The sequence below is a fragment of the Luteibacter anthropi genome, assembly GCF_011759365.1.
GTDB lineage: Bacteria > Pseudomonadota > Gammaproteobacteria > Xanthomonadales > Rhodanobacteraceae > Luteibacter > Luteibacter anthropi.
This window is the reverse complement of sequence record NZ_JAARLZ010000016.1, coordinates 1-20,598: the sequence shown is the minus strand read 5'-3', so window position 1 is coordinate 20,598 and position 20,598 is coordinate 1. Positions and strand designations below refer to the sequence as shown.

Here is a 20,598-nt window from a genome sequence, read left to right as displayed (position 1 = left end):
GAATGCCCCTGTAGGAGCGCGCCTTGCGCGCGACAGATTCGTTAGCGGGAGGCTCACGGCTTTGAACGGTCGCGCGCGGGCGCGCTCCTACAAGGGCTGGGTTGCGTTCGGATCAGCCGAATACCCCTGTAGGAGCGCGCCTTGCGCGCGACCGGTTTTCGCGACATCGCAATACATACGGCTTGGGTTTTCCACGGCATGGCGGGATGGGGGCGCTTCGCCTTTCCGGTCGCGCGCAGGCGCGCTCCTACATGAGCCGGTCGTGCTGGGCCTTGAGAACTTTCGTGGTCGGCGCCACTCAAACGGGAATCACCCCGCCGAAGCGTGCCATGAAGAAGCTGATTCTTGCCTTTGTCCTGCTGGCCCTGACGGGGCTGGCGAGTGCCGCCGATTCACCGCACGACGTTCAGGCGCTCATCGTCCGGGGCGATTATCCGGGGGCCGAGGCCCTGCTGCGCGAGGCGATCAAGGATCACCCGCAGAGTGCCAAGGCGCACTACGTGCTGGCCCAGGTGCTGGCCCACGAGGGCAACATCGGTGAAGCGCGCGCCGAGGCCACGCAGGCGGCCACGCTCGATCCGGCTACCCATTTCACGGACCCGGCGAAATTCCAGCAATTCCAGAAAGAGCTGAACACGGCGCTGGCGCCGTCTTCAGGCTCGCGATTAGGCAGCGCCCAGGTCATGTCCGAAGGCGCCCGTCCGGCCCGGGAGCACGGTGGCGTGTCACTGCTGACCGGCCTGCTGGTGATCGTCGGCGTGATCGTGCTCATCGCCGTGCTGTGGTCGCGTCGCCAGCGTCCGGCCGCCAGCCCCTTTGGCAATGGCAACCAAGCCTCGCCGTTCAATGGCGTACCTCCGGGCGGTGGCTACAACCCCAACGGCTATAACGGTTACGCCCCGCCTTATGCCCCGCCGCCGTCGTCCGGCGTGGGTGGCGCCGTCGCCGCAGGCCTGGGTGGCCTCGCCGCAGGCGTGCTTCTCGACGAGGCTCTCCGTTCGCATCGGGACGGGGAAGTCATCCGGGAGGTAGGTTCTTCCGGCAACGTGACGCCGGACCCTTCAGGGCAGGCTTACGACGATCTCCGCAACGATCCGGTGGACTTCGGCAACAACGACAATTCCTGGGACGACAGCTCGTCCGGCGGCAGCGATTCGTTCGACGACAACCAGTGGTAAGTCTTTCCCGGTAATCGATCGTGTTTCATGGATGAAACACCTGCCACGCCCTTGGGTTCACCCCGCCACGGACAGGGCTCAAGGGCCTTGCCAGCCTGCCGATATCCCTGCGATACAGACACGGCTACAACGCCGCTTCCGGGGGGAATCGCATGTCGTCATCCGTTGCACGGGATCGTGCCCGCGCCGTGCTCGCCGAGGCACAGACAAAGCTCGCGAGGCTGGCCTCCATCCAGCCCTTCCTGATCGATCTTTCGCTGCGCGAGAACCCGGTGGGCTCCCGGGTGGGCCAGACGCTGGAAGAAAAAGTGGAACTGCTGCCCAGGCTGAGGGAGTTCGGCTTCCGTCATATCTCGCTTGGCACGCTCGACTACAGCGCACCCGGGGAACTGGAAGTCGACGACGACTTCATGCGTTTCCTGCGCGATACGCATGCCGACCTGCACGGCTGCTATGCCTTCACCGCCCTGGGCCGCGTCGACGACAAGGGGCGCTTCACGCCCGATCCCTCGCAGATCAAGCTGCGCGACTACCGCGTCCCCAACACCGTCCACGAAATCTATCTCAGCCCCTTCGGCATGGACGGCCTGTACGACCTCGACACGCTCAAGCGGAGCATCCCGGCCAGCGTCCAATGGCTGCTCGACAACGTGAAGGGCGAGGACGGTGGCAAGCCTCGCATCTTCATCAATATCGTCGACGGTTGCGACGCCTTTTCGGAAGTCCCTGACGACACCTTCGACGTGCTCGAACTCATCGGCTCACTGCCGATCGAGGGGATCACGATGGAGGACGACCGCGGTACGTATCTTCCGTTCCAGGTGGGCGCCTATGTCGCGGCGGCGCGCGAGATCCTGCCGGCTCCCTTCAAGATCCTGGTGCACATCCATGCCGGTGCAGGTTTCGAGAATGCCTCCGTGATCGAAGCCCTGCTTCAGGGCGCGGACGGCGTGTGGGGTGGCCTGCCCAAGAAGGCGGCAGTGATAGGCCATGCGTCACTGGGCGAACTGCTGGCCAACCTCACGCGCGTGGGCAACCCATCCGTCCAGGCGGACTACCGGCTCGACCAGTTGACGCCGCTCGTTACCGAGTTGCAGGTGCTGGATGACGAGGTGCCCATGCCCGACGATCTTCCGATCTTCGGGCATAACGCCTATCGCCTGCCGCACAGTGTCTTCCGCCAGAAGGGCGAGCGCTTCATGGATCTGCCCCCGGAGTTGATCGGCGGGCGCTACCGCTATCGCATTTGCCCGGTGCTGAGCGACGACGAGTGCGTACGTGGTCGTCTCGCCGAAGTGACGGGAGATAAGCCGGAGGCGTACAGTGATGTTGTCATCAAGGCCATGATCCGCCTGATGCGCCGGGAACTACGCTGCGGCTGGCGGATCGACTACGATGATCCTGGTCATCTCATCCAGTTGCATCAGCGCGCACTCGACCGTCTTAAGCGGGCCAACTCCCAAGCGTACCGATCCCCATGAGCATTGAAGACGTGATCCTCACCGAGGAACCGGGGGTCTACAAGACCCTGCTGGAATCCACCCGGGCCATTCCCTGGAAGATCGACTGGGCCACCCTGCGGTTCGACTACATCGGCCCGCAGATCGAGGAACTACTGGGCTGGTCGCCGCAGTCGTGGGCGACGGTGCAGGACTGGGCCGACCGCATGCACCCGGAAGACCGCGAATGGGTGTTCAACTTCTGCGTGGCGCAGTCGCAGGCGGGCATCGATCACGAGGCCGACTATCGAGCGCTGCGCAAGGACGGCACCTTCGTGTGGATCCGCGACGTGGTCCACGTGGTGCGCAACCCGGATGGCACGCCAAACTCCCTGATCGGCTTCATGTTCGACATCAGCGAGCGCAAGCGTACGGAAGAAAAACTGCTCGACATGCAGCGCGAGCTGGAAGAGCTGTCCTACAAGGACGGCCTGACGGGCGTCGCCAACCGTCGCCGCTTCGACGGCATGATGGACATCGAATGGCGCGAGGCAAAGCGCCTTCGGCAGCCGGTATCGGTGGTGGTGCTCGATATCGATTACTTCAAGCAGTACAACGACCACTACGGTCACCTTGAAGGCGACGAATGCCTGAAGCGGGTGGCGAAGGCCCTCAGCGGCATCCTGCGCGGGCCGCGTGACGTGCTCTGCCGCTTCGGCGGTGAGGAATTCGTGCTGTTGCTGCCCGACACCGATGAGCCCACGGCCATGGCGCAGGCCTGGCGCTGCCTCGACCTGGTAGACCGTGCCCTCATCCCGCATACGGGCATCGGTCCGGGCGCCCGTCTTACCCTGAGTGCCGGCGTACACACCCTGGTGCCGAAGGAACACGACGAGGTGAACCCATTCATCGGCGTGGCCGACCGCCGCCTCTACACCGCCAAGCAGCGGGGCAGGGCGCGGGTGGTCTCCGACGACGCGCCTCAGTAGAGGACGCGCGCCTTCAGCGTGCCGTCGATGGCGGCCAGTTCGTTGCGCAGTGCCGCGGCATGCTCTTCGGTGGTGGTCACGTCGATCACCACGTAGCCGAGCTGCGGCGAGGTCTGCAGGTACTGGCCGTCGATGTTCACGGCGGCGCGCGAGAACACCTCGTTGATACGCGAGAGCACGCCCGGGATATTCCGGTGGATGTGCAGCAGGCGTCGGCTGGTCGGATGGCCCGGCAGCGACACTTCGGGGAAATTCACGGCCGACAGGGTGCTGCCGTTGTCGCTGTAGCGCACCAGCTTGGAGGCCACCTCGATACCGATGTTCTCCTGCGCCTCGGCCGTGCTGCCGCCGACGTGCGGGGTGAGGATGACGTTGTCCATGCCCACCAGCGGCGACAGGAACGCATCGCCATTGCCCTTGGGCTCCACCGGGAAGACGTCGATGGCGGCGCCGGCCAGGTGCTTCGAGCGCAGGGCTTCGGCCAGGGCGTCGATATCCACAACGGTGCCGCGCGAGGCGTTCACCAGCATGGAGCCCGGGCGCATGCGGCCCAGTTCGGCCGCCCCGATCATGTCCTTCGTCTGCGCGGTTTCGGGGACGTGCAGGGTGACCACGTCGGCGCGTTCGAGCAGGTCATCCAGGCTGGCAGCCGGGCGGGCATTGCCCAGCGAGAGCTTGGGCTCGATGTCGTGGAAGATCACCCGCATGCCCAGCGACTCGGCGAGCACGCCGACCTGGGTGCCGATGTGGCCGTAGCCGACGATGCCCAGCACCTTGTCGCGCACCTCGTAGCTGCCGGCGGCCGACTTGGACCAGCCGCCGCGATGGCATTCGGCGTTCTTCTCCGGGATGCGACGCACCAGCATGATCGTTTCGGCGATGACCAGTTCGGCCACGCTGCGCGTGTTGGAGTAGGGCGCGTTGAACACCGGGATGCCCAGGCGCTCGGCTTCGGCGGCATCGACCTGGTTGGTGCCGATGCAGAAGCAGCCCACGGCCATCAGGCGGCGGGCATGGGAAAACACCTCGGCGGAGAGATGCGTGCGGGAGCGGATGCCCACGATGTGTGCATCGGCGATGCGCTCGCGCAGTTCGTCGTCGGGCAGGGATTTTTCGTGGAACTCGATCTGGGTGTATCCGGCCTGGCGAAAGGTGTCGAGGGCGCTGCGGCTGACGCCTTCGAGCAGCAGGACCTTGATGTCTTCTTTCGGATACGACGTGCGCTTCATGGCCGGCCAGGTTCCGCGTGAGTGGACGTCCACTATGCCAGATGGGCGACGGGATTGTTGCAGTGCAGTGGACGCCGCTTCCCGCCGCTGGCACCCTCGGGGGATCGACCCGAGCGAAGCCCCCATGACCGATCCGCGCCTGTCCGAGCTTGCCCGCCTGCTGCCCGACCTGAAGCTGTCGACCGACCCCGGCGACCTTGAACACCATGGCCGCGACTGGACCCGGCGCTGGACCCCGGCCCCGCTGGCGGTGGCCTTTCCGGCCGATATCGCGCAGGTGCAGGCCATCGTCCGCTGGGCGGCGCAGACGGGTGTCGCCATCGTTCCTTCCGGTGGCCGGACCGGCCTGTCCGGCGGTGCCGTGGCAGCCCATGGCGAGCTGGTACTGAGCCTGGACCGGATGAACAAGGTCCTCGACTTCAATCCCGTGGACCGCACCCTCACCGTGCAGCCCGGCATCGCGCTTGAGGCGGTGCAGCAAGCGGCCCGCGACCGGGGTCTGATCTATCCGGTGGACTTCGCCGCACGAGGCTCCTGTCAGATCGGCGGCAACATCGCGACCAATGCCGGCGGAATCCGGGTCATTCGCTACGGCAACACGCGCCAGTGGGTAGCCGGGCTGAAGGTCGTCACCGGCACGGGCGAACTGCTCGACCTCAACAAGGGGCTGGTGAAGAACGCTTCGGGGTATGACCTGCGCCATCTGGTGATCGGTTCGGAAGGCACGCTGGGCATCGTGGTCGAGGCCACGCTGTGGCTCACGGCGCCACCGCCCGACACCCAGGTCATGTTGCTCGCCATACCGGCGATGGATGCCCTGATGAAGGTGTTCGCCGAGGCAAACCATCGTCTGCGGCTGGAAGCGTTCGAATTCTTCACCGACCGCGCGCTGGCGCATGTGACTGCGCATGGTGCGCAGAAGCCGTTTGCGGAGGATCATCCGTTCTACGTGGTCACGGAGTTCGACGCCGCTGGCGAAGCCGACGCACTGGATTTCTTCGAGCGCTGCGTGGAAGAGGGCTGGGTGGTCGATGGCGTGATCGCTTCCAGCGATGCGCAGGCAGCGGCGTTGTGGCGGCTGCGCGAGGGCATCACCGAGAGCCTTGCGCGCTACAAGCCCTACAAGAACGACGTGTCGGTGCGCATCTCCGTGGTGCCTGCCTTCATGGAGGAAATGCAGCGGCTGCTGTCCGCGGAGTATCCCCACTTCGACGTGGTCTGGTTCGGCCACATCGGCGATGGCAACCTGCACATCAACGTGTTGAAGCCGGATGATCTCGCCAACGACACCTTCGTGTCGCAGTGCGAGCACGTGACCTCGCTGCTGGTGGAAACACTGCACCGGCACGAAGGCAGCATCTCGGCCGAGCACGGCATCGGCCTGGTAAAGAAGCCCTGGCTGGGCAGCGTACGCTCGGACGCCGAGATCACCCTGATGCGCGGCATCAAGGCCGCCTGGGACCCCAGAAACATCATGAACCCCGGAAAACTCCTGTAGGAGCGCGCCTCGCGCGTGACCCCGCCGCCCCGAACCATCTATCTCCTGGTAGGAGCGCGCCTTGCGCGCGACCGGTGATGCGGAATCGATGGAGATCATCGCATCACCGGTCGCGCGCGAGGCGCGCTCCTACAGGGCGGGGCGGCGATCATCATTGTCTCCACGCCACCGGTCGCGCGCGAGGCGCGCTCCTACAACGGGTGTGGTGCTAGCCTTGGGGTTTTCCCCCTCCCAAGGACCCGACCATGGCCCCGGAATCCACCGACCTCTACCCGCCGATCGAGCCGTTCAACAGCGGCATGCTCAAGGTCTCGCCCCTGCATACCCTCTACTTCGAGGAAAGCGGCAATCCGAAGGGCAAGCCCGTGGTCTTCCTGCATGGCGGCCCCGGCGCCGGCACCAACCCCAACTGCCGCCGCTTCTTCGACCCGGCGAAGTACCGCATCGTGCTGTTCGATCAGCGTGGCTGCGGCAAATCCACGCCGCACGCCGAACTCACCGACAACACCACCTGGGATCTCGTCGCCGACATCGAGCGACTGCGCGAGCACCTGGGCATCGAAAAGTGGCAGGTCTTCGGCGGCTCGTGGGGCTCCACCCTGGCGCTGTCCTATGCCGAGACCCACCCGGAGCGCGTGACCGAGCTGGTGCTGCGCGGCATCTTCACCCTGCGTCGCACGGAGCTGGAGTGGTTCTACCAGTCCGGTTGCAGCGACCTGTATCCGGATTCGTGGGAGGCCTACCTGGCGGCCATTCCGCAGGCCGAGCACGGCGACCTGATCAGCGCCTACCATCGCCGTCTTACCAGCACCGATCCGGCCGTGCGTGTCGCGGCAGCGCGTGCGTGGTCCGTGTGGGAGGCCGGCACCAGCCACCTGCACCAGGACCCGGGCCATATCTCGTCCAACGGTGAAGACGAATTCGCACTGGCCTTCGCGCGCATCGAATGCCACTACTTCGTCAATGCGGGCTTCTTCGAAGTCGATGGCCAGCTGCTGCGTGACGTCCACAAGATTCGCCACATCCCGACGGTGATCGTGCAGGGCCGATATGACGTGGTCTGCCCGATGCGTAGTGCGTGGGATCTGCACCGCGCCTTCCCGGAAGCCGAGCTGACGGTGGTGCAGGATGCCGGCCATTCGGCATTTGAGCCGGGCATTGCAAGCGAGCTGGTGAAGGCGACAAACCGCTTCGCCACCTGAGCAACCCTGTAGGAACGCGCCTTGCGCGCGACCGGTTGATCGGGAACGATGATGCATCGCGCGACAACCGGTCGCGCGCAGGCGCGCTCCTACAAAAGCGACTCACCGTAGACGCCAGGCATAAAAGAAGAGTCTCTATCCATTCTGAAAAATCAAAGGATTGAAAAATGATTGATTTAAGTTCGGCGCAGCTAACAAGTGTTGTTGTACATCGAGTGGGAAATAAAATACGCGAAGAAGGAATGCGTCTCGCCGATAAAGAATCAGTCATAAGTGATTCATTGCGTAACTCCCTGGCTCAGCATTACTTGCTTCCGCTGGCAAAACAGGGAAACAATTATGAATTCTTCCATGAGTCAGATTTATCACTAAATGTTGTTTCAAATATCTCTGAGAAAATTTTTGGCGATCAGGCCAGCTTTGTTAAGCACACTCAGGGGATTGCAAAACATCTATATGCGTCCTCAACTCATCCCAATATATCAGGTGGTGAGGTGGTATTTTTGCTGTTTTCAGAGGTCAGGGTTGAAGAAGATGCGGTCAGCGCGCTTGCAATATTAAAAATAGAAAACAAAGATGATTTTATTGACATAAAAGAATCATCTGGATCTTTTGAGATAATCGAGCGATCCGGAATTTCTTTAAGCAAGATACAAAAAGGCGCTCTTATACTTCCCGACTCAAAAGGTGTCTTTGTTGTCGACAACCTAGGGCAAAAAACAAAATACTGGGTGGATTCGTTTTTGAAAGCCTCGCCCAGAGCCACCTCGAAATCTTATGCCAAAATTGCCGGAATAATATTAAAGGGAATAACCTCGAAGATTGAGGATGCTCAAGCAGCAGTTGGTTTTTCTGAAAAAGTAAAAGAAATAATTAAAACATCAAAAACAACAACCATTGGAGATATAAAGTCCATATCATCTCAATACATTGATTCGGACTTCCTTTCCGATGTCATGTCTGGCGTCACCAGTAGTGCTGGCACTGAAATTTCCGAAAGTTATGAGTTCAAATCTCAGGACTTCGCAAAGCTTGCCAATCCGATAACCAGAAAAATAAAAATAAAGAGTGGTGTTGGTTTGATAGTTAGCGATCCGGATTACTTCATTTCCGGATTGCTTATTAAAGAAAAAACAAATGGATTTCAAGCAATTATTGATATTTTATCAAGGGAGGAAAAATAATGGGAGAGAAGTCCAAAAAGTCCGGGGAGATTGGGGAAAAAATATCAACCGAATTGCTTAAATTAATCGGATGGAATAACTCCCTCCACAATATAAGCATTGCTTGTAATTCCCCTAAGCATAAAAATGAAGAAGGAAACCAACGATCAACACATGGCGAGGATCAGGTATTCATCTATCACAGTCCATTCCATGACGACAGGACAGAAATAGTTCACGTTTCTGTCAAAAATACTCTCGGCGGCCCTCCGAGCGAGGCGACTTTAAAAACAAAATTCAAATCTCATTTTAAAGAATGCCAAGAAATAATTGAGTGCGCCAAACATAGTCCTGAAGTTAAATTAATATCTAATTCTCATGGCACCAGGGGGAAGAAAGGCCACTCTGGACTTTTAGTATGGCTACACAATGATGGCTCGGATATAGAGTGCAATATTAAGCCCAGCCTTGCCAGTAGCCGATTAGAGCCAGACGCAAAATTTCCCATCTATTTGATAGATAACGCGAGAGCATCATTTTTGATAAAAATAATTGATGATATGAATAGGCGGTTTCAGGATAAAAAAATAGAATTCTTTTACCCCCGCATAGGAACATCTGTTTACGTCAATGAAGCTAGATCGGGAAGCAGTTTGCCGCTAGAGCTTATCGCGTCCGATGTAGTTCCATTCCTTGTGAAGTCCGATGACTCACGCGAAATGGTAATCTACGCCGATCAAGCATTCACCAAAGATGCATATAAAAAGCTTTTATCGTATGCGCTACAATTTTCAAGCGGACTGGTTGCGAAAATCAAGATAGGCATGCCCGACTACAATCCAGCACTAAATGAGCAAGAAGCTAAACTTGCAAGACTGCATTTTCCAGATCGTGACGAGGAAATAACTCCATTTTCTTTTAATAGGTCGATTTTGAGCCTTCTCTCCACAGAGGATTGAAATATGAAGTCCCAATTAGATACGAGTTCGACTATTCTCGCAGGAGCAGATCTTAGAATTCTACTCAATAGCGACCATATTTCTTATGGGGAAGTGCATGCAGCCCTAAAAGAAAAAGGAATTTATGTTGGGGAAAATGAAAAATCCACCACTGTTCCTATACTCTCAGCAACTCTTTTGACTCCAGATAACTTCTCTCGATTAATAGAGGCCAGTGTCGATCGAGAGTCACAACCTAAAGTGAAAGGTTCAAGTTTGGAGTTGGTGTCTGACTCCCTGGATTGGATAACACCGCTGAAGGACTCCTTGTTTGACGACTCAAGCTGGTTAACTGGCGAGTCGGATAATGTTTCTTTCGTGGAAGCACCTGAAGTTATCGTTGAGAGTTCTGATTCGATCAGGATACCTTACAGATTGACAAAATCAGACTACAGCAAGGACTGGTTGCAGCGAGATTTACGCTTCGATGGTGAAATAATCATAAAGAAAAAAGATGGCACCTTATTGCTGGATTTCTCATCAAGTCATTCCTCCAAAGAAACAGAGATTATTAACAAAAAAATTACAATCAATATTTCTAAAATACTTAACGATGCCAGCATTGTCACATCACCTGAGCCGCATCAAATTAAGTTTGATTCATTTGATAATGAGGAGAGAATTAGATTTTTCAAGAGACTTACCGCTGGGTTTGGCAAGATAATATCCACCGGAGATGTTGACAATATTGAGATAAATATAGATGTCGACGGTCCACCTCTCCCGAGTGACCCGCAAATCTCATGGATGAAAAACTCCGTTAAGAGAATGAAAATTGACGGGGAAAGATTGAATGATGTGTTTTTGATTTCTGAGGAAAAATATTACAAGCACTATCACATTCAGAAGATGGATGTCGAATACCCCTATACTCAGGGAGTAAATTCAGGGAAATGCAAAATATGCTTCCTATTTAGTAGCTCAACCCGCGCAGAAGATGATTACAAAAAATCTGAGCTGACATTCTCTTGCATAAGATTGAGTCACGGCAGCAAGGTGAATCAAGATTCAAAAAAATTAATATCCAAGTTAATAAATGAGAATCTGAAAAATTTAATAGATGAAAAATACCAGGAGATACTTTCTGAGCGATGACAAAGGTGCTTAAGGAAATTGTTGTCACCGAACAAAAAAAGCGCCGAAGCCCCTACAACTCAGATCAGTCCGGGTTCTGCAAACGACATTGTGGCTCCTTCCGTAAGCTCCCCCATCTACAGGTACCTCATAACTAAAACTTTCTGCCATTGTTTCCCCGTCAGGAGGTTCCACGCGCACATCGAAGTTCACCGAGACGCAGATCGTCTCAATCCTCAAGCAGGCCGACGCCGGAGTGCCTGTGAAAGACCTTTGCCGGCAAGCGGGCATCAGCGTCGCCACGTACTACCAGTGGAAGAGCAAATACGGTGGCCTAGAGGCGTCCTAATTGCGCCGGGTGAAGGACTTGGAAGCGGAGAATGCCAAGCTAAAACGGATGTACGCAGAGTTGGCGTTGAACAACACTGCATTGAAGGATCTGATTGCAAAAAAACTTTAGGACCGGTCCAGAAGCGAGAGTCGGTGCGCTTCCTGACCGAGGAGCATGCCCGCCCACTGAGCCGGTCCTGCGGATCTCTTGTGCTGTCACGAGCGGCCTTGTATTCGCCGCCGCTGGACTGGACGGTGCTTGACGCCGACATCATTGCCGCGCTAGCGAAACTGGTGGAAGAGCACCCTAGCCGCGGATTTTGGAAGTGCAGCGACCAGTTACGCAAGAAACGGAAGGACTGGAATCCAAAGCGGATCTACAGGGTGTACAAGGCCATGAAGCTAAACCTTCGGCGCGCAGCGAAGCGCCGCCTCCCAAACGCCAGCGTGTGGCGCTTTATGTACCGAAGCTTCCGGATACCGTGTGCTCCATCGACTTCATGAGCGATGCCCTGGCTTGCGGCCGTCGGTTTCGAACGTTCAACATACTAGACGACTTCAATCGTGAGGCACTTCACATCGAAGTGGATACATCGATTACTTCCAACCGCTTGGTGCGTGTTTTCGATCAAATCAAGCGCGACCACGGCCTGCCGCAGGTTCTACGGTCAGACAATGGTCCCGAGTTTCTGGGGGAGGCGGTTACGCAGTGGGCACAAGCCAATGGCGTGGCGATCCAATATATCCAGCCCGGCAAACCCAGCCAAAATGCCTTTATCGAACGCTTCAACCGCACCTTTCGTGAAGAGCTACTTGGATCAGCACCTCTTCGCCCGCCTTCAGGACTTTCGCGAGGCGGCACACTGGTGGATGATCGATTACAACGAAGTTCGACCCCACGATGCACTCGGCGGTCTTAGCCCCGTCGAATTCCGCACCACGCACGCTAGAAGTTCTAGTTTTGAAGTGTCTGCTTGACGGGGGAGCTTACGTGATTTTGTACAGAAAGCCAGGAACCAGGGTGTCGCGAAGTTCGACTGGCTGCACCTGGGCTTGTGCCGCATCGACTGCGGACTTGGTGAGTTTGATTTTCGCCATGATGACTCCTCGGAAGAACCGATTTCCAGGAGCCTGTTGGGAGCCAAGCGGGTGGAAGCCGGGTCAAGTTTCAGAAAGCACCGGCATATGATGAATTATCCTAAGTTTTTGATAAACCGGATGTATCTAGTTGTGGCGTAGTCCAGCGAAGTTCGGTGCTGGAGTCATCGTGAAGTTAAAAAAGGCGCCCGGCCGAAGCCGGGCGCCTTTTTACATCACGCCATCAAAGCAGGATCGTCGGCAGCGCCAGCATATCCACCACGAAACCATCGTGGTCGGACGAGCCCAGCGCCTTCTTCACATCGGTGGCCTTCGCCGAATCGTCCAGCGTCTGCACCGGTGCGTCGAGGTTGCCGCGGCCGTACTGCATCTTCAGGAACAGCGCACGCGCATTGGTGTTGAGCAGCGCATGGTCCAGCACCTGGTGCGTCGGCACCGAGCGCGGGGCCTGACCCTGTACGTTGCCGAAGTTCTCGGTGAACAAGAACGAATAACGATCGTTCGAGGGCACCGAATCCACGGCGTTCCACAGCGCCGGCTTGACGATGTTCTTGCCGAGCTTCAGCAGGTTCTGGCTGTCGTCGTACTTGCCCGAGATCAGGCCGACCACGTCCGCGAAGCCATCGCTGAACTGATAAGCATTGAAATCACCCACCACCAGCAGCGGGGTGAAAAGGTTCTTGCGGTCGGTCTGCAAGGCCTGCACCTGGTTTGCCAGCGACTGGGCCTGGAGGAAACGCTTCTGGCGGTCGCGATCGGCGGTGGGGCCGGTCTTGTCCACGTTCTGGCGCGCCTTCGGATGCACCGCGATCACGTTGACGCGCATGCGTCCCAGCAGGGTCGGCACGTCGGCGGTGAGCAGCAGCGGCGGATGGTCATGCAGGAACGAAGTCTGTCCCTGGTCCTGCCACGTGGCGTCGGCATCGAGCTGGCGCACGTTCACCACGCGCACGCGATCCGTACGCACGAGGAAGCCCACGTTGATGCCGCTGGGGTCATGACCCGGCTGCAGAAAGGCTTCGTACTGCACCGGATAATCGTCACCCAGCTGTTTGGCGAGGCCCTGCAATACGGTGAGGCTCTTCACCTCTTCTACCGACAGGATGTCCGGCAGCTTCAGCACGCTGCCGATGTAGGCAGACAGGCGCTGCGTCTTCAGCTTCACTTCGTCGGCGGTGGGCTCCTTGCTGCCGCCGCTGCACGTGAAGGTGGTGTTGAACTCCGTATCGCAGAAACGCTCGGTATTGAAGCCACCCACGCGCACGGCGAAGAACGGACGCGGATCGACCGCGCGCGGCAGCGGTGCGGCCTTCTTGACGGTGACCTTGGTCGGAATGAACGTATAGGCACCGAACGCATACGAGATCACGCCTTCGGCGCTGAACGTGGTGCCCGCGTTGTACGGCGTGTTCACCGGCACGGCACCGAAGTCGGCCGTGTTCATCTTCAGCACCTGCGGGTTGCCCGACCAGTTCGGCAGGTTCACGCCCTCGGGCACCGGCACCGTGTAACGCACGCCCGGTTCGCGCAGCGAACGCTTGCCGTTGGCGGTGATGTACACCTCGGCGAAAGGCTCGTTGCTGAAGCGCAGGTTGCCCGTGGTGATCATGCCATCGTTGATGGTGACGCGCATGCCCACGAAGCACTGGAAGTTGGTGGTGCCGCAGGACAGGGCGTTCGGATCGGACGAGGGTACCTTGTCGTTGAAGGCGACGGCCTTCGGCAGGCGCGCGCCGTGCATCGTGGTGCTGACCGTGGCGTTCTTCAGCTCCGGCAGGTTGTAGTAGTTGTCCACCGTGGCTTCCACGTCCACCTGGTCACCCACCTTCACGGTCGGGGCGGCGCTGGTGAACACGTAGATGCCGTTGGAGGTCAGGGCGTCGTCATCCGCACGGTTGTCCGGCGTCTGCATCGTGAAGCCGGCCGGGCCTACGGCAGTTACGATATTGCCCTTGGTGGCCACGCGCTTGCCCAGCATCGGCGAGACCTGGCCGCGGCCGGTGATCTGCCAGATCTCGGCGGCGACCGGAATCTCGTTGAGGATCGCGCCGATGGCCGAGCCCTTCGAGATCGCGATGCCATCGGTGGCATCGGTCAGGTTCACGCGGAAGGCCTTGTCCGGACCGGCGGCCTTGGCGCCATGCACCGTGACGTTCATCGTGGCGCTGGTCGCACCGGCCGGAATGGTCAGCGTGGTGTTGACGGCATCGTAATCGCCGGCAGCCACGGTGGCCGTGTCGTCGGCGGTAGCCGCATGCACGGTGACGTCGCTGTCGTCAGCCTTGCTGAGAGTGACGGTAAACGGCATCTGCACATCGTCACCGTTGCGCAGGCTGACGGTGCTGTCCGCGATCGACAGCGACGGGCCCTGGGCTACGCACGGTGACGTGCTGTTGCGCGGCGCGGTGGGGGCAACCTTCACCCAGTCCGATGCATTATTGCCGCTGTTCTGCGGGAAACCACCGGCATTGGTCTTGCGGCCGTAGCCCTGGTCGGCGTTGCTGCTGCCCAGGCTGGCGAGCGGCGTGCCCAGCTTGTAGGCGGAGCCGCTGCTCAGGCCCACCTGGTCGAGCACCGTGCCCGACGCATTCAGCAGTGCGATGCCGCCGTCGTCGGTGACGCCCGTGCTGTATTTGAAGTCAGGCGTGACGCTGCCGGAGTAACCGGATGCGGCCGTGTTGGCGAGCAGGGCGAAGCAACCCGGTGCCACCGTGGCGCCGGCAGGAAACGTGAAGCGGGTGCCGGTGGTACCGCTGGCATTCGACGCGTTGAGCTTGTAGCCCGACAGGTCGAGCGGCGCGGTGCCGGTGTTCTGTACTTCGATGAATTCGTCGTTGCCGCCCGCGGGGCCGCGGAGACGGAACTGGGTGATCGAGAGATCGGCCGCTTGCAGCGGTGCGATGGTGGCAAGGCCGGCCAGCGCCGCCCAGAGGGCGCGCCGAGACGTGGTCGAACGCATGCGTTGTTCCCCTTCGAGTCGTGAGGTTGTACGCGACCCGAAGCACCTGCCATGGGCTGGCGCGGTGTTCCCCCTGTCAGGTCCGCTTGCGAAGTGTGCCGCAAGTTTATGACAGGGGGATGTGACAGATTCCTACGAAATAGTCTGCTATAAGCAGCGCGTGCGACGAACAGCCCGCCGGGCCGTGAGGATCACGGCCCGGCGGATACCTCAGTAGTGATACTGCACCGTCACGCCTACGGTACGCGGCTGGTTCAGGGCCACGCGACGGGTGGTGGGCAGGTCGGCGGAGATCGCCACCGGAAGATCGGTTTCACCGCGCTTGTCGAACAGGTTTGTCGCGTACAGCGCGACATCGAAGCCACTGTTCCCTTCGACACCCACCCGGATGTTGGTCGTAGCGAAGCCGCCACGACGATAGAACGGGCTGGTGCGGTCGTAGAGGAAGGTGGCGTTGCCGATAAAGCCTATGTCTGCGCGTACGAAACCCATGTATTCGGCGTTGACCCGGCGACGGAATTCGGCCGACAACGAACCGGTAAAGCGCGGCACGTTGGTCAGGCGGTCGCCATCCTTTGCGGGCGTGCCGGGTACGTCGCTCTTCAGGTGCGCATCGGTGTAACCGAAACCCGCGCCCAGGGTGAGGCCGGCGATGGGCAGCCAGGTGATTTCCAGCTCGCCGCCCTGGCTCACCGCATTACCGAAGTTGGCGGTGATGTTGTAGCCGCAACCCAGCACGATCTGCTGCTGCACCTTGGTCCAGTCGATGTGATACACCGATGCATTGATCATCAGGCGGTGATCGAGCCATGCCGTCTTCGCGCCGATCTCGTAGTTCCACAGGTAATCGGGGCCGTACTTGCTCAGCTGCGACTGACTGAGACCCAGCCCGTTCACTTCCGCACCGCAAAGCGCCGCTGGTGCGGGGTTGTTCGGGCCGCCCGGGCGGTACCCCTGCGAGGCCGTGGCGTAGATCATGTGATCCGGCGAGATCTGGTACTGCAAGGTGTACTTGGGCGTGCTGCCGTAATCTTTCGAGGTGTTGTGGACGCTGCTCGGGCCGCCGTTGAGCAGGCCGTCACCACTCTGGTCGAAACTCTGCTTCACCTCGAAGGCGCGCAGGCCCACGCTGGCCTTGAGCTTGTCGGTGACGTTGTACGACAGCTCGCCGAACACGGCGTACTCATCCAGCGTCGCGTGGCGGGCGCCGGCATAGATCGTCGAATAAGTGGGGAAGGGCGTGTTGAAAGCCTGGTTGAAGCCCGCCGGATACGGAATGGCCGAATGCAGCGGCGCATCCACATCGTGGTAGAACGCACCGAGGATGGCCTGGAACGGGCCGTCGAACTTGCTCGTGGCGCGAAATTCCTGGGTGAATTCCTTGTTCTTGTAGCTGCCGTACATCGTGGTGGGATACACGCTGGGCAGGTTGAAGAAGTAGTTGATCACCTTGGAACTGTCGTCCTTTACGTCGATGTTGCGCGTGAAGTACGAGGTGGACGACATGAGCTCGAACGCATCGAACTGCTTGTGGATCGCCAGGTTGGAGATGGTCGATTTCTGCACGTTGGCTTCGTTGACGTCGCGCACCTGGTAGGGATCCTGCAACGAGGCGGGGATCTTGTCGTAGGTGAACGGCGAGCCGACCTTTGCATACTGGTAGATGAAGCTCGGCGTGATGGTCAGCGTATCGTCCGGCGTGATGAGCAGGGCGATGCGTGTGCCGTAGGTCTTGTACGTATTGACGTTGTCCTGCTTGCCGCCATTCGGGTCGGCAGCGAGGTAGTTCTTCGGATCGATGCGGTAGCGGTCGATGTAGCCGTCGTCATCGCGGTAGTACGCCGAGATGCGCAGACCTACCTTGTCCTGTAACAGGGGGATGTTCACCACGCCGTTGATGTTGCCATTGGGGCCGCCATGGTACGTGCCCGATGCATCGGCCTTGATGCGCACTTCGGTGCTGTTCGCATCGGGCTGGTTGGTGATGTATTTCACCGTGCCGCCCATCGAACTGGAGCCGTAGATGGTGCCCTGGGGGCCACGCAGCACTTCCACGCGCTGGATGTCGAACACGGAGGGATCGATCACGCCACGGGTGGAAATCAGCGCGGCATTGCTCGACGCGGCAATCGGCACATCGTCGAGGTAGTAGCCCACCGTGGCTGCCGAACCGGCGCTGGATGAAATGCCGCGCACGATCAGGTTATTGGCGCCCGGGCCCGACGAGGCAACGCTCAACGCCGGTGCGATGCGCGAGAGATCCGACAGGCTGGTGATGCCCTGGCGTTCCAGCTGCTCGCCCGTATAGGCGGCCATGCTGATGGGTACCTTCTGCACGTCCTGTTCGCGCTTGGTCGCGGTGACGGTGATGCTTTCCAGCGCAACGGGCGCGTCGTCTGTCTTCTTGGTGGTGCCGGGTTTTCCAGGTGCAGCTTCCTGGGCATGGACCGGATGGGCCAGCAGTGCGGCCATGATCGCCGTACACAGGAACACGCGTTCGCGTTGATGGTGCATATCCAAACCCCCTCTATTTGATGGTCGAAGCGATCGTTCGCCAGGGGCGGCCGTAAACGGCCCAGACGAGCCCGTCTCGCGGACGGTATGTCCGAAAGCGGAGGTCGATCCTGACGTTGCCCCTCTCTCCCCAGAGGCGGGCGTATCGGTACTGCGGACTGCGAAAACACATGGCGCGGCGGATGTCGGCATCCCTGGCCCTTACGGCCTTCGTAGCGGCATGACCCCGAGGGGCACGCCGACGAAGGTGTCTTCACGTGATTTTGATCAGATCAAAAAGTTTTGATGACGTCAAGCAATTCCGGCTAGGATGCAACCCAGGGCCTTTCCAGTGCAGCGGGAGGCCAACCAGCCGGGGGGCAGGGGGTTCTACGATGTTCGACACCAGGCAACACCACAGGCCATGTCTGCATGGCGACGGGAAGCCAGCCCCTTGTCTGTCGCTTGCACCTTCATGCCATGTCACGGAGCGCCATGAAAAACCTGCCCTTGCTGTTGTGCACGACCGCCACTGTCCTGCTGGTGGCGCCGGTGCTTGCTGAAACGCCCGCCGAAACCACGCGTGCTTCCATCGAAAAAGCGCTCAACGCCAGCGCCGCGGCGTGGATGGCCGGCGACCTCGATACCTTCATGCAGTTGTACGAGAACGCACCGACCACCCGCTATATCAATTCAAGCGGCGTCACCGAAGGGTACGAAGCCATCAAGGCCAAGTACGCGCCACGCTTCAAGCCGGGTGCCGACATGGGCAAGCTGAGCCTTCAGGTGCTGGACGTGAAGGAAATCGGCTCGCAATACGCCTTCGTCGTGGGTCGCTATACCCTGCACCAGGCCGACGGCAGCACACCGTCGGGCATCACGACGCTGCTGTTCCACAAGCAGGGCGGTCGCTGGCTGATCGCCAACGATCACACCTCCTGACGCATGCAGGGCAACGACAGCTCGCCGGACAAGATCCCCGCACGCAGCATCGGTGCGGCCATTCGCGACCGGCGCAGCGGACTGGGTCTCACGCTCAAGGCCTTGGCCGAAGGTTCGGGCCTGTCGATTCCGTTTCTCTCGCAGGTGGAACGGAACCTGGCATCGCCGTCGCTGTTGTCGCTGGAAGCCATCGCGCAGGCGCTGGGCGTCGACGTGGACTACTTCGTGAGCGTGCCCAATCCGGGGCAGATCGTCCGGCGTGCCGACGAGCATGAGCGCATCCAGCTCGGCTCGCCCGTGGTGTACGAGAGGCTCAGTGGCAGGCATCCCGAACGGAAGATGGAAGCGCTGCGGCTGGTCGTACCGCCCGGCCTCGCGGCGCCCACGATCCATCGCGAAGGCGAGGGCTTCTGGTACATCCTGAGCGGGTCGCTGGAGATGAACGTCGGCAAGAAGAAATTCGTGCTCAACGCCGGGGATAGCGCGCATTTCGACCAGCGGCACCCTTATGGCGTGCGCAACATCGGCACGGACGAGGTGCGGATGATCTGGGTGGGCACGCCGGCCATCTTCAAGGACTGAGCGCGGTATGGCGCCCAGTCCTTGGTGCGACGATCAGCGGTGTGCCGGAAGCTGCTTGGTGCCGAAGATCTTGTCGCCGGCATCGCCCAGGCCGGGGATGATGTAGCCCAGCTCATTGAGGTGGTCGTCGATGCATGCCACGTAGATCTCGATGTCGGGATGAGCGGCCTTGACGCGCTCCAGCCCTTCCGGCGCCGCCACCAGGAACAGGCCCTTGATGCGCTTGGCACCGGCGGCCTTGAGCATGTCCACGGTAGCGACCAGGGTGCCGGCCGTGGCCAGCATGGGGTCGACGATGATCGCGGTGCGCTCGTCCATGCCGCCGGTAAGCTTCTCGTAGTAGGCCACCGGTTCGAGGGTTTCCTCGTCGCGCTGCAGGCCCACCACGCTGACGCGGGCAGCGGGAATCATCTCCAGCACGCCGGTAAGCATGCCCAGGCCCGCGCGCAGGATGGGCACGATGGTGACCTTCTTGCCCTTGATGTGGGTGACCTCGACCGGGCCGGCCCAGCCGTCGATCGTCTTGGTCTCGGTTTCCAGGTCGGCCGTGGCTTCGTAGGTGAGCAGGGCGGCGACTTCGGAAGCCAGCTCGCGGAACTCCTTGGTGCTGATGCCGGCTTTGCGCATCAGGCCGAGCTTGTGCTGGATGAGGGGGTGACGGACTTCGACGATCTTCATGGGCGGCCGGCTGGGCAGAAAACCCCATTGTAACCGCCCCACCCGAAGCCCAACCCTCCCTTGTAGGAGCGCGCCTCGCGCGCGACCGGTATCACCGGAACGTCCGGTATCGCCGGGACACCCGGTATCGCCGGAACGCCCGGCATCGCCGGAACGCCCGGCATCGCCGGAACGCCCGGTATCGCCATGGCGCCCGGCATGACCGGTCGCGCGCGAGGCGCGCTCATACAGGGGAGTGGATTACTTCTTGAGGCAGGTGCTCATGAACGTCTTCCGCTCATCGCCCTTGAGGCTCTTGGCGGAGGCGTCGGCATTGCAGGTCTTCATTTTCTCCTGCTGGGTGGCCGGGGCGGCAGCCGCTGCGGGCTGCTCGCCCTTCAGACAGCTGCTCATGAAGGTCTTGCGCTCGTCGCCCTTCTTCCCGGTGGCCTGCGCATTGCAGTCCTTCATCCGCTGTTGCTGCGGCGTGAGGGTCTTGGCGGGAGGTGTCTGGGCCGCGAAGGCAGACCCGGCGAAAACGAGGAGGGTGGAAACGGCAAGGACACGGAACTGCGTACGCATGGCGAACCCCTACGTGACGCCGGGCCAATCCGGCGCCCGCAGCTTACCCTGTAGGAGCGCGCCTTGCGCGGCAGCCTGCCCGCCACCTCACCCTTGTAGGAGCGCGCCTCGCGCGCGACCGTTCCAGAGGCCATGAACAGCAGATGCCCAAATGGGCTGCTATCGCAGCCCGTCGCGCGCAGGCG

Annotated in this window: 15 protein-coding genes and 1 pseudogene; 11 read left to right on the top strand and 5 right to left on the bottom strand. The window is 60.0% G+C overall.

Features of this window, described 5'->3' with window-relative positions:
* Positions 1-329 precede the first annotated feature (329 nt).
* From HBF25_RS20990 to HBF25_RS20980, 3 genes are all read left to right on the top strand, one after another.
* Positions 330-1,178 (top strand): tetratricopeptide repeat protein, encoded by an 849-nt coding sequence (locus HBF25_RS20990; protein ID WP_166952491.1) that lies wholly within the window; start codon positions 330-332, stop codon positions 1,176-1,178.
* Positions 1,179-1,330: 152 nt separating this feature from the next.
* A complete protein-coding gene (locus HBF25_RS20985; RefSeq protein WP_166952488.1) occupies positions 1,331-2,659 on the top strand; it encodes a beta/alpha barrel domain-containing protein in 1,329 nt (442 codons plus the stop codon).
* Positions 2,656-3,606: a GGDEF domain-containing protein gene (locus HBF25_RS20980; protein ID WP_166952486.1), complete on the top strand. Its 951-nt coding sequence runs from the start codon at positions 2,656-2,658 to the stop codon at positions 3,604-3,606. The genes HBF25_RS20985 and HBF25_RS20980 overlap by 4 nt, the downstream gene beginning before the upstream one ends.
* Here the strand turns inward: HBF25_RS20980 and serA are convergent.
* Positions 3,600-4,835 carry a phosphoglycerate dehydrogenase gene (gene serA, locus HBF25_RS20975; RefSeq protein ID WP_166952483.1) on the bottom strand — a complete coding sequence of 412 codons (1,236 nt, stop codon included), beginning with the start codon at positions 4,833-4,835 and terminating at the stop codon, positions 3,600-3,602. The genes HBF25_RS20980 and serA overlap by 7 nt on opposite strands.
* Before the next feature lie 124 nt (positions 4,836-4,959).
* Between serA and HBF25_RS20970 the strand changes: the two genes are divergently transcribed.
* The 6 genes and pseudogenes from HBF25_RS20970 to HBF25_RS20945 all read left to right on the top strand — a co-directional run bounded on the left by HBF25_RS20970 (position 4,960) and on the right by HBF25_RS20945 (position 12,078).
* Positions 4,960-6,333, top strand: a complete 1,374-nt coding sequence (locus tag HBF25_RS20970; RefSeq protein WP_166952481.1) for an FAD-binding oxidoreductase — start codon at positions 4,960-4,962, stop codon at positions 6,331-6,333.
* Positions 6,334-6,578: 245 nt separating this feature from the next.
* Positions 6,579-7,535 (top strand): prolyl aminopeptidase, encoded by a 957-nt coding sequence (gene pip, locus HBF25_RS20965; protein ID WP_166952478.1) that lies wholly within the window; start codon positions 6,579-6,581, stop codon positions 7,533-7,535.
* 167 nt (positions 7,536-7,702) lie between these two features.
* The gene (locus tag HBF25_RS20960) at positions 7,703-8,719 is read left to right on the top strand and encodes a nucleoid-associated protein (protein ID WP_166952476.1); all 1,017 of its coding nucleotides are present in this window, start codon (positions 7,703-7,705) and stop codon (positions 8,717-8,719) included.
* A complete protein-coding gene (gene gapS4a, locus HBF25_RS20955) occupies positions 8,719-9,657 on the top strand; it encodes a GapS4a family protein (RefSeq protein WP_166952473.1) in 939 nt (312 codons plus the stop codon). Before HBF25_RS20960 ends, gapS4a begins: the two co-directional genes overlap by 1 nt.
* Before the next feature lie 3 nt (positions 9,658-9,660).
* The gene (gapS4b, locus tag HBF25_RS20950) at positions 9,661-10,791 is read left to right on the top strand and encodes a GapS4b family protein (protein WP_166952470.1); all 1,131 of its coding nucleotides are present in this window, start codon (positions 9,661-9,663) and stop codon (positions 10,789-10,791) included.
* A 148-nt stretch (positions 10,792-10,939) separates the two neighbouring features.
* Positions 10,940-12,078: pseudogene (locus tag HBF25_RS20945) on the top strand (IS3 family transposase).
* 343 nt (positions 12,079-12,421) lie between these two features.
* On the opposite strand, the gene HBF25_RS20935 reads toward HBF25_RS20945, so the two are convergent.
* Complete coding sequence (locus HBF25_RS20935; RefSeq protein ID WP_166952468.1) at positions 12,422-15,157, bottom strand: lamin tail domain-containing protein; 2,736 nt, start codon at positions 15,155-15,157, stop codon at positions 12,422-12,424.
* Positions 15,158-15,367: 210 nt separating this feature from the next.
* A complete protein-coding gene (locus HBF25_RS20930) occupies positions 15,368-17,671 on the bottom strand; it encodes a TonB-dependent receptor (RefSeq protein WP_208392711.1) in 2,304 nt (767 codons plus the stop codon).
* Positions 17,672-18,145: 474 nt separating this feature from the next.
* On the opposite strand from HBF25_RS20930, the gene HBF25_RS20925 reads away from it, so the two are divergent.
* On the top strand, positions 18,146-18,592 hold the full coding sequence (locus tag HBF25_RS20925) for a YybH family protein (protein ID WP_166952465.1): 447 nt from the start codon (positions 18,146-18,148) through the stop codon (positions 18,590-18,592).
* A 3-nt stretch (positions 18,593-18,595) separates the two neighbouring features.
* Positions 18,596-19,174: a helix-turn-helix domain-containing protein gene (locus tag HBF25_RS20920; protein ID WP_166952463.1), complete on the top strand. Its 579-nt coding sequence runs from the start codon at positions 18,596-18,598 to the stop codon at positions 19,172-19,174.
* A gap of 33 nt (positions 19,175-19,207) precedes the next feature.
* Here HBF25_RS20920 and upp read toward each other — a convergent pair whose 3' ends face one another.
* A complete protein-coding gene (upp, locus tag HBF25_RS20915; protein WP_166952461.1) occupies positions 19,208-19,852 on the bottom strand; it encodes a uracil phosphoribosyltransferase in 645 nt (214 codons plus the stop codon).
* 240 nt (positions 19,853-20,092) lie between these two features.
* The gene (locus HBF25_RS20910; RefSeq protein WP_166952460.1) at positions 20,093-20,413 is read right to left on the bottom strand and encodes a PsiF family protein; all 321 of its coding nucleotides are present in this window, start codon (positions 20,411-20,413) and stop codon (positions 20,093-20,095) included.
* Positions 20,414-20,598 lie beyond the last annotated feature (185 nt).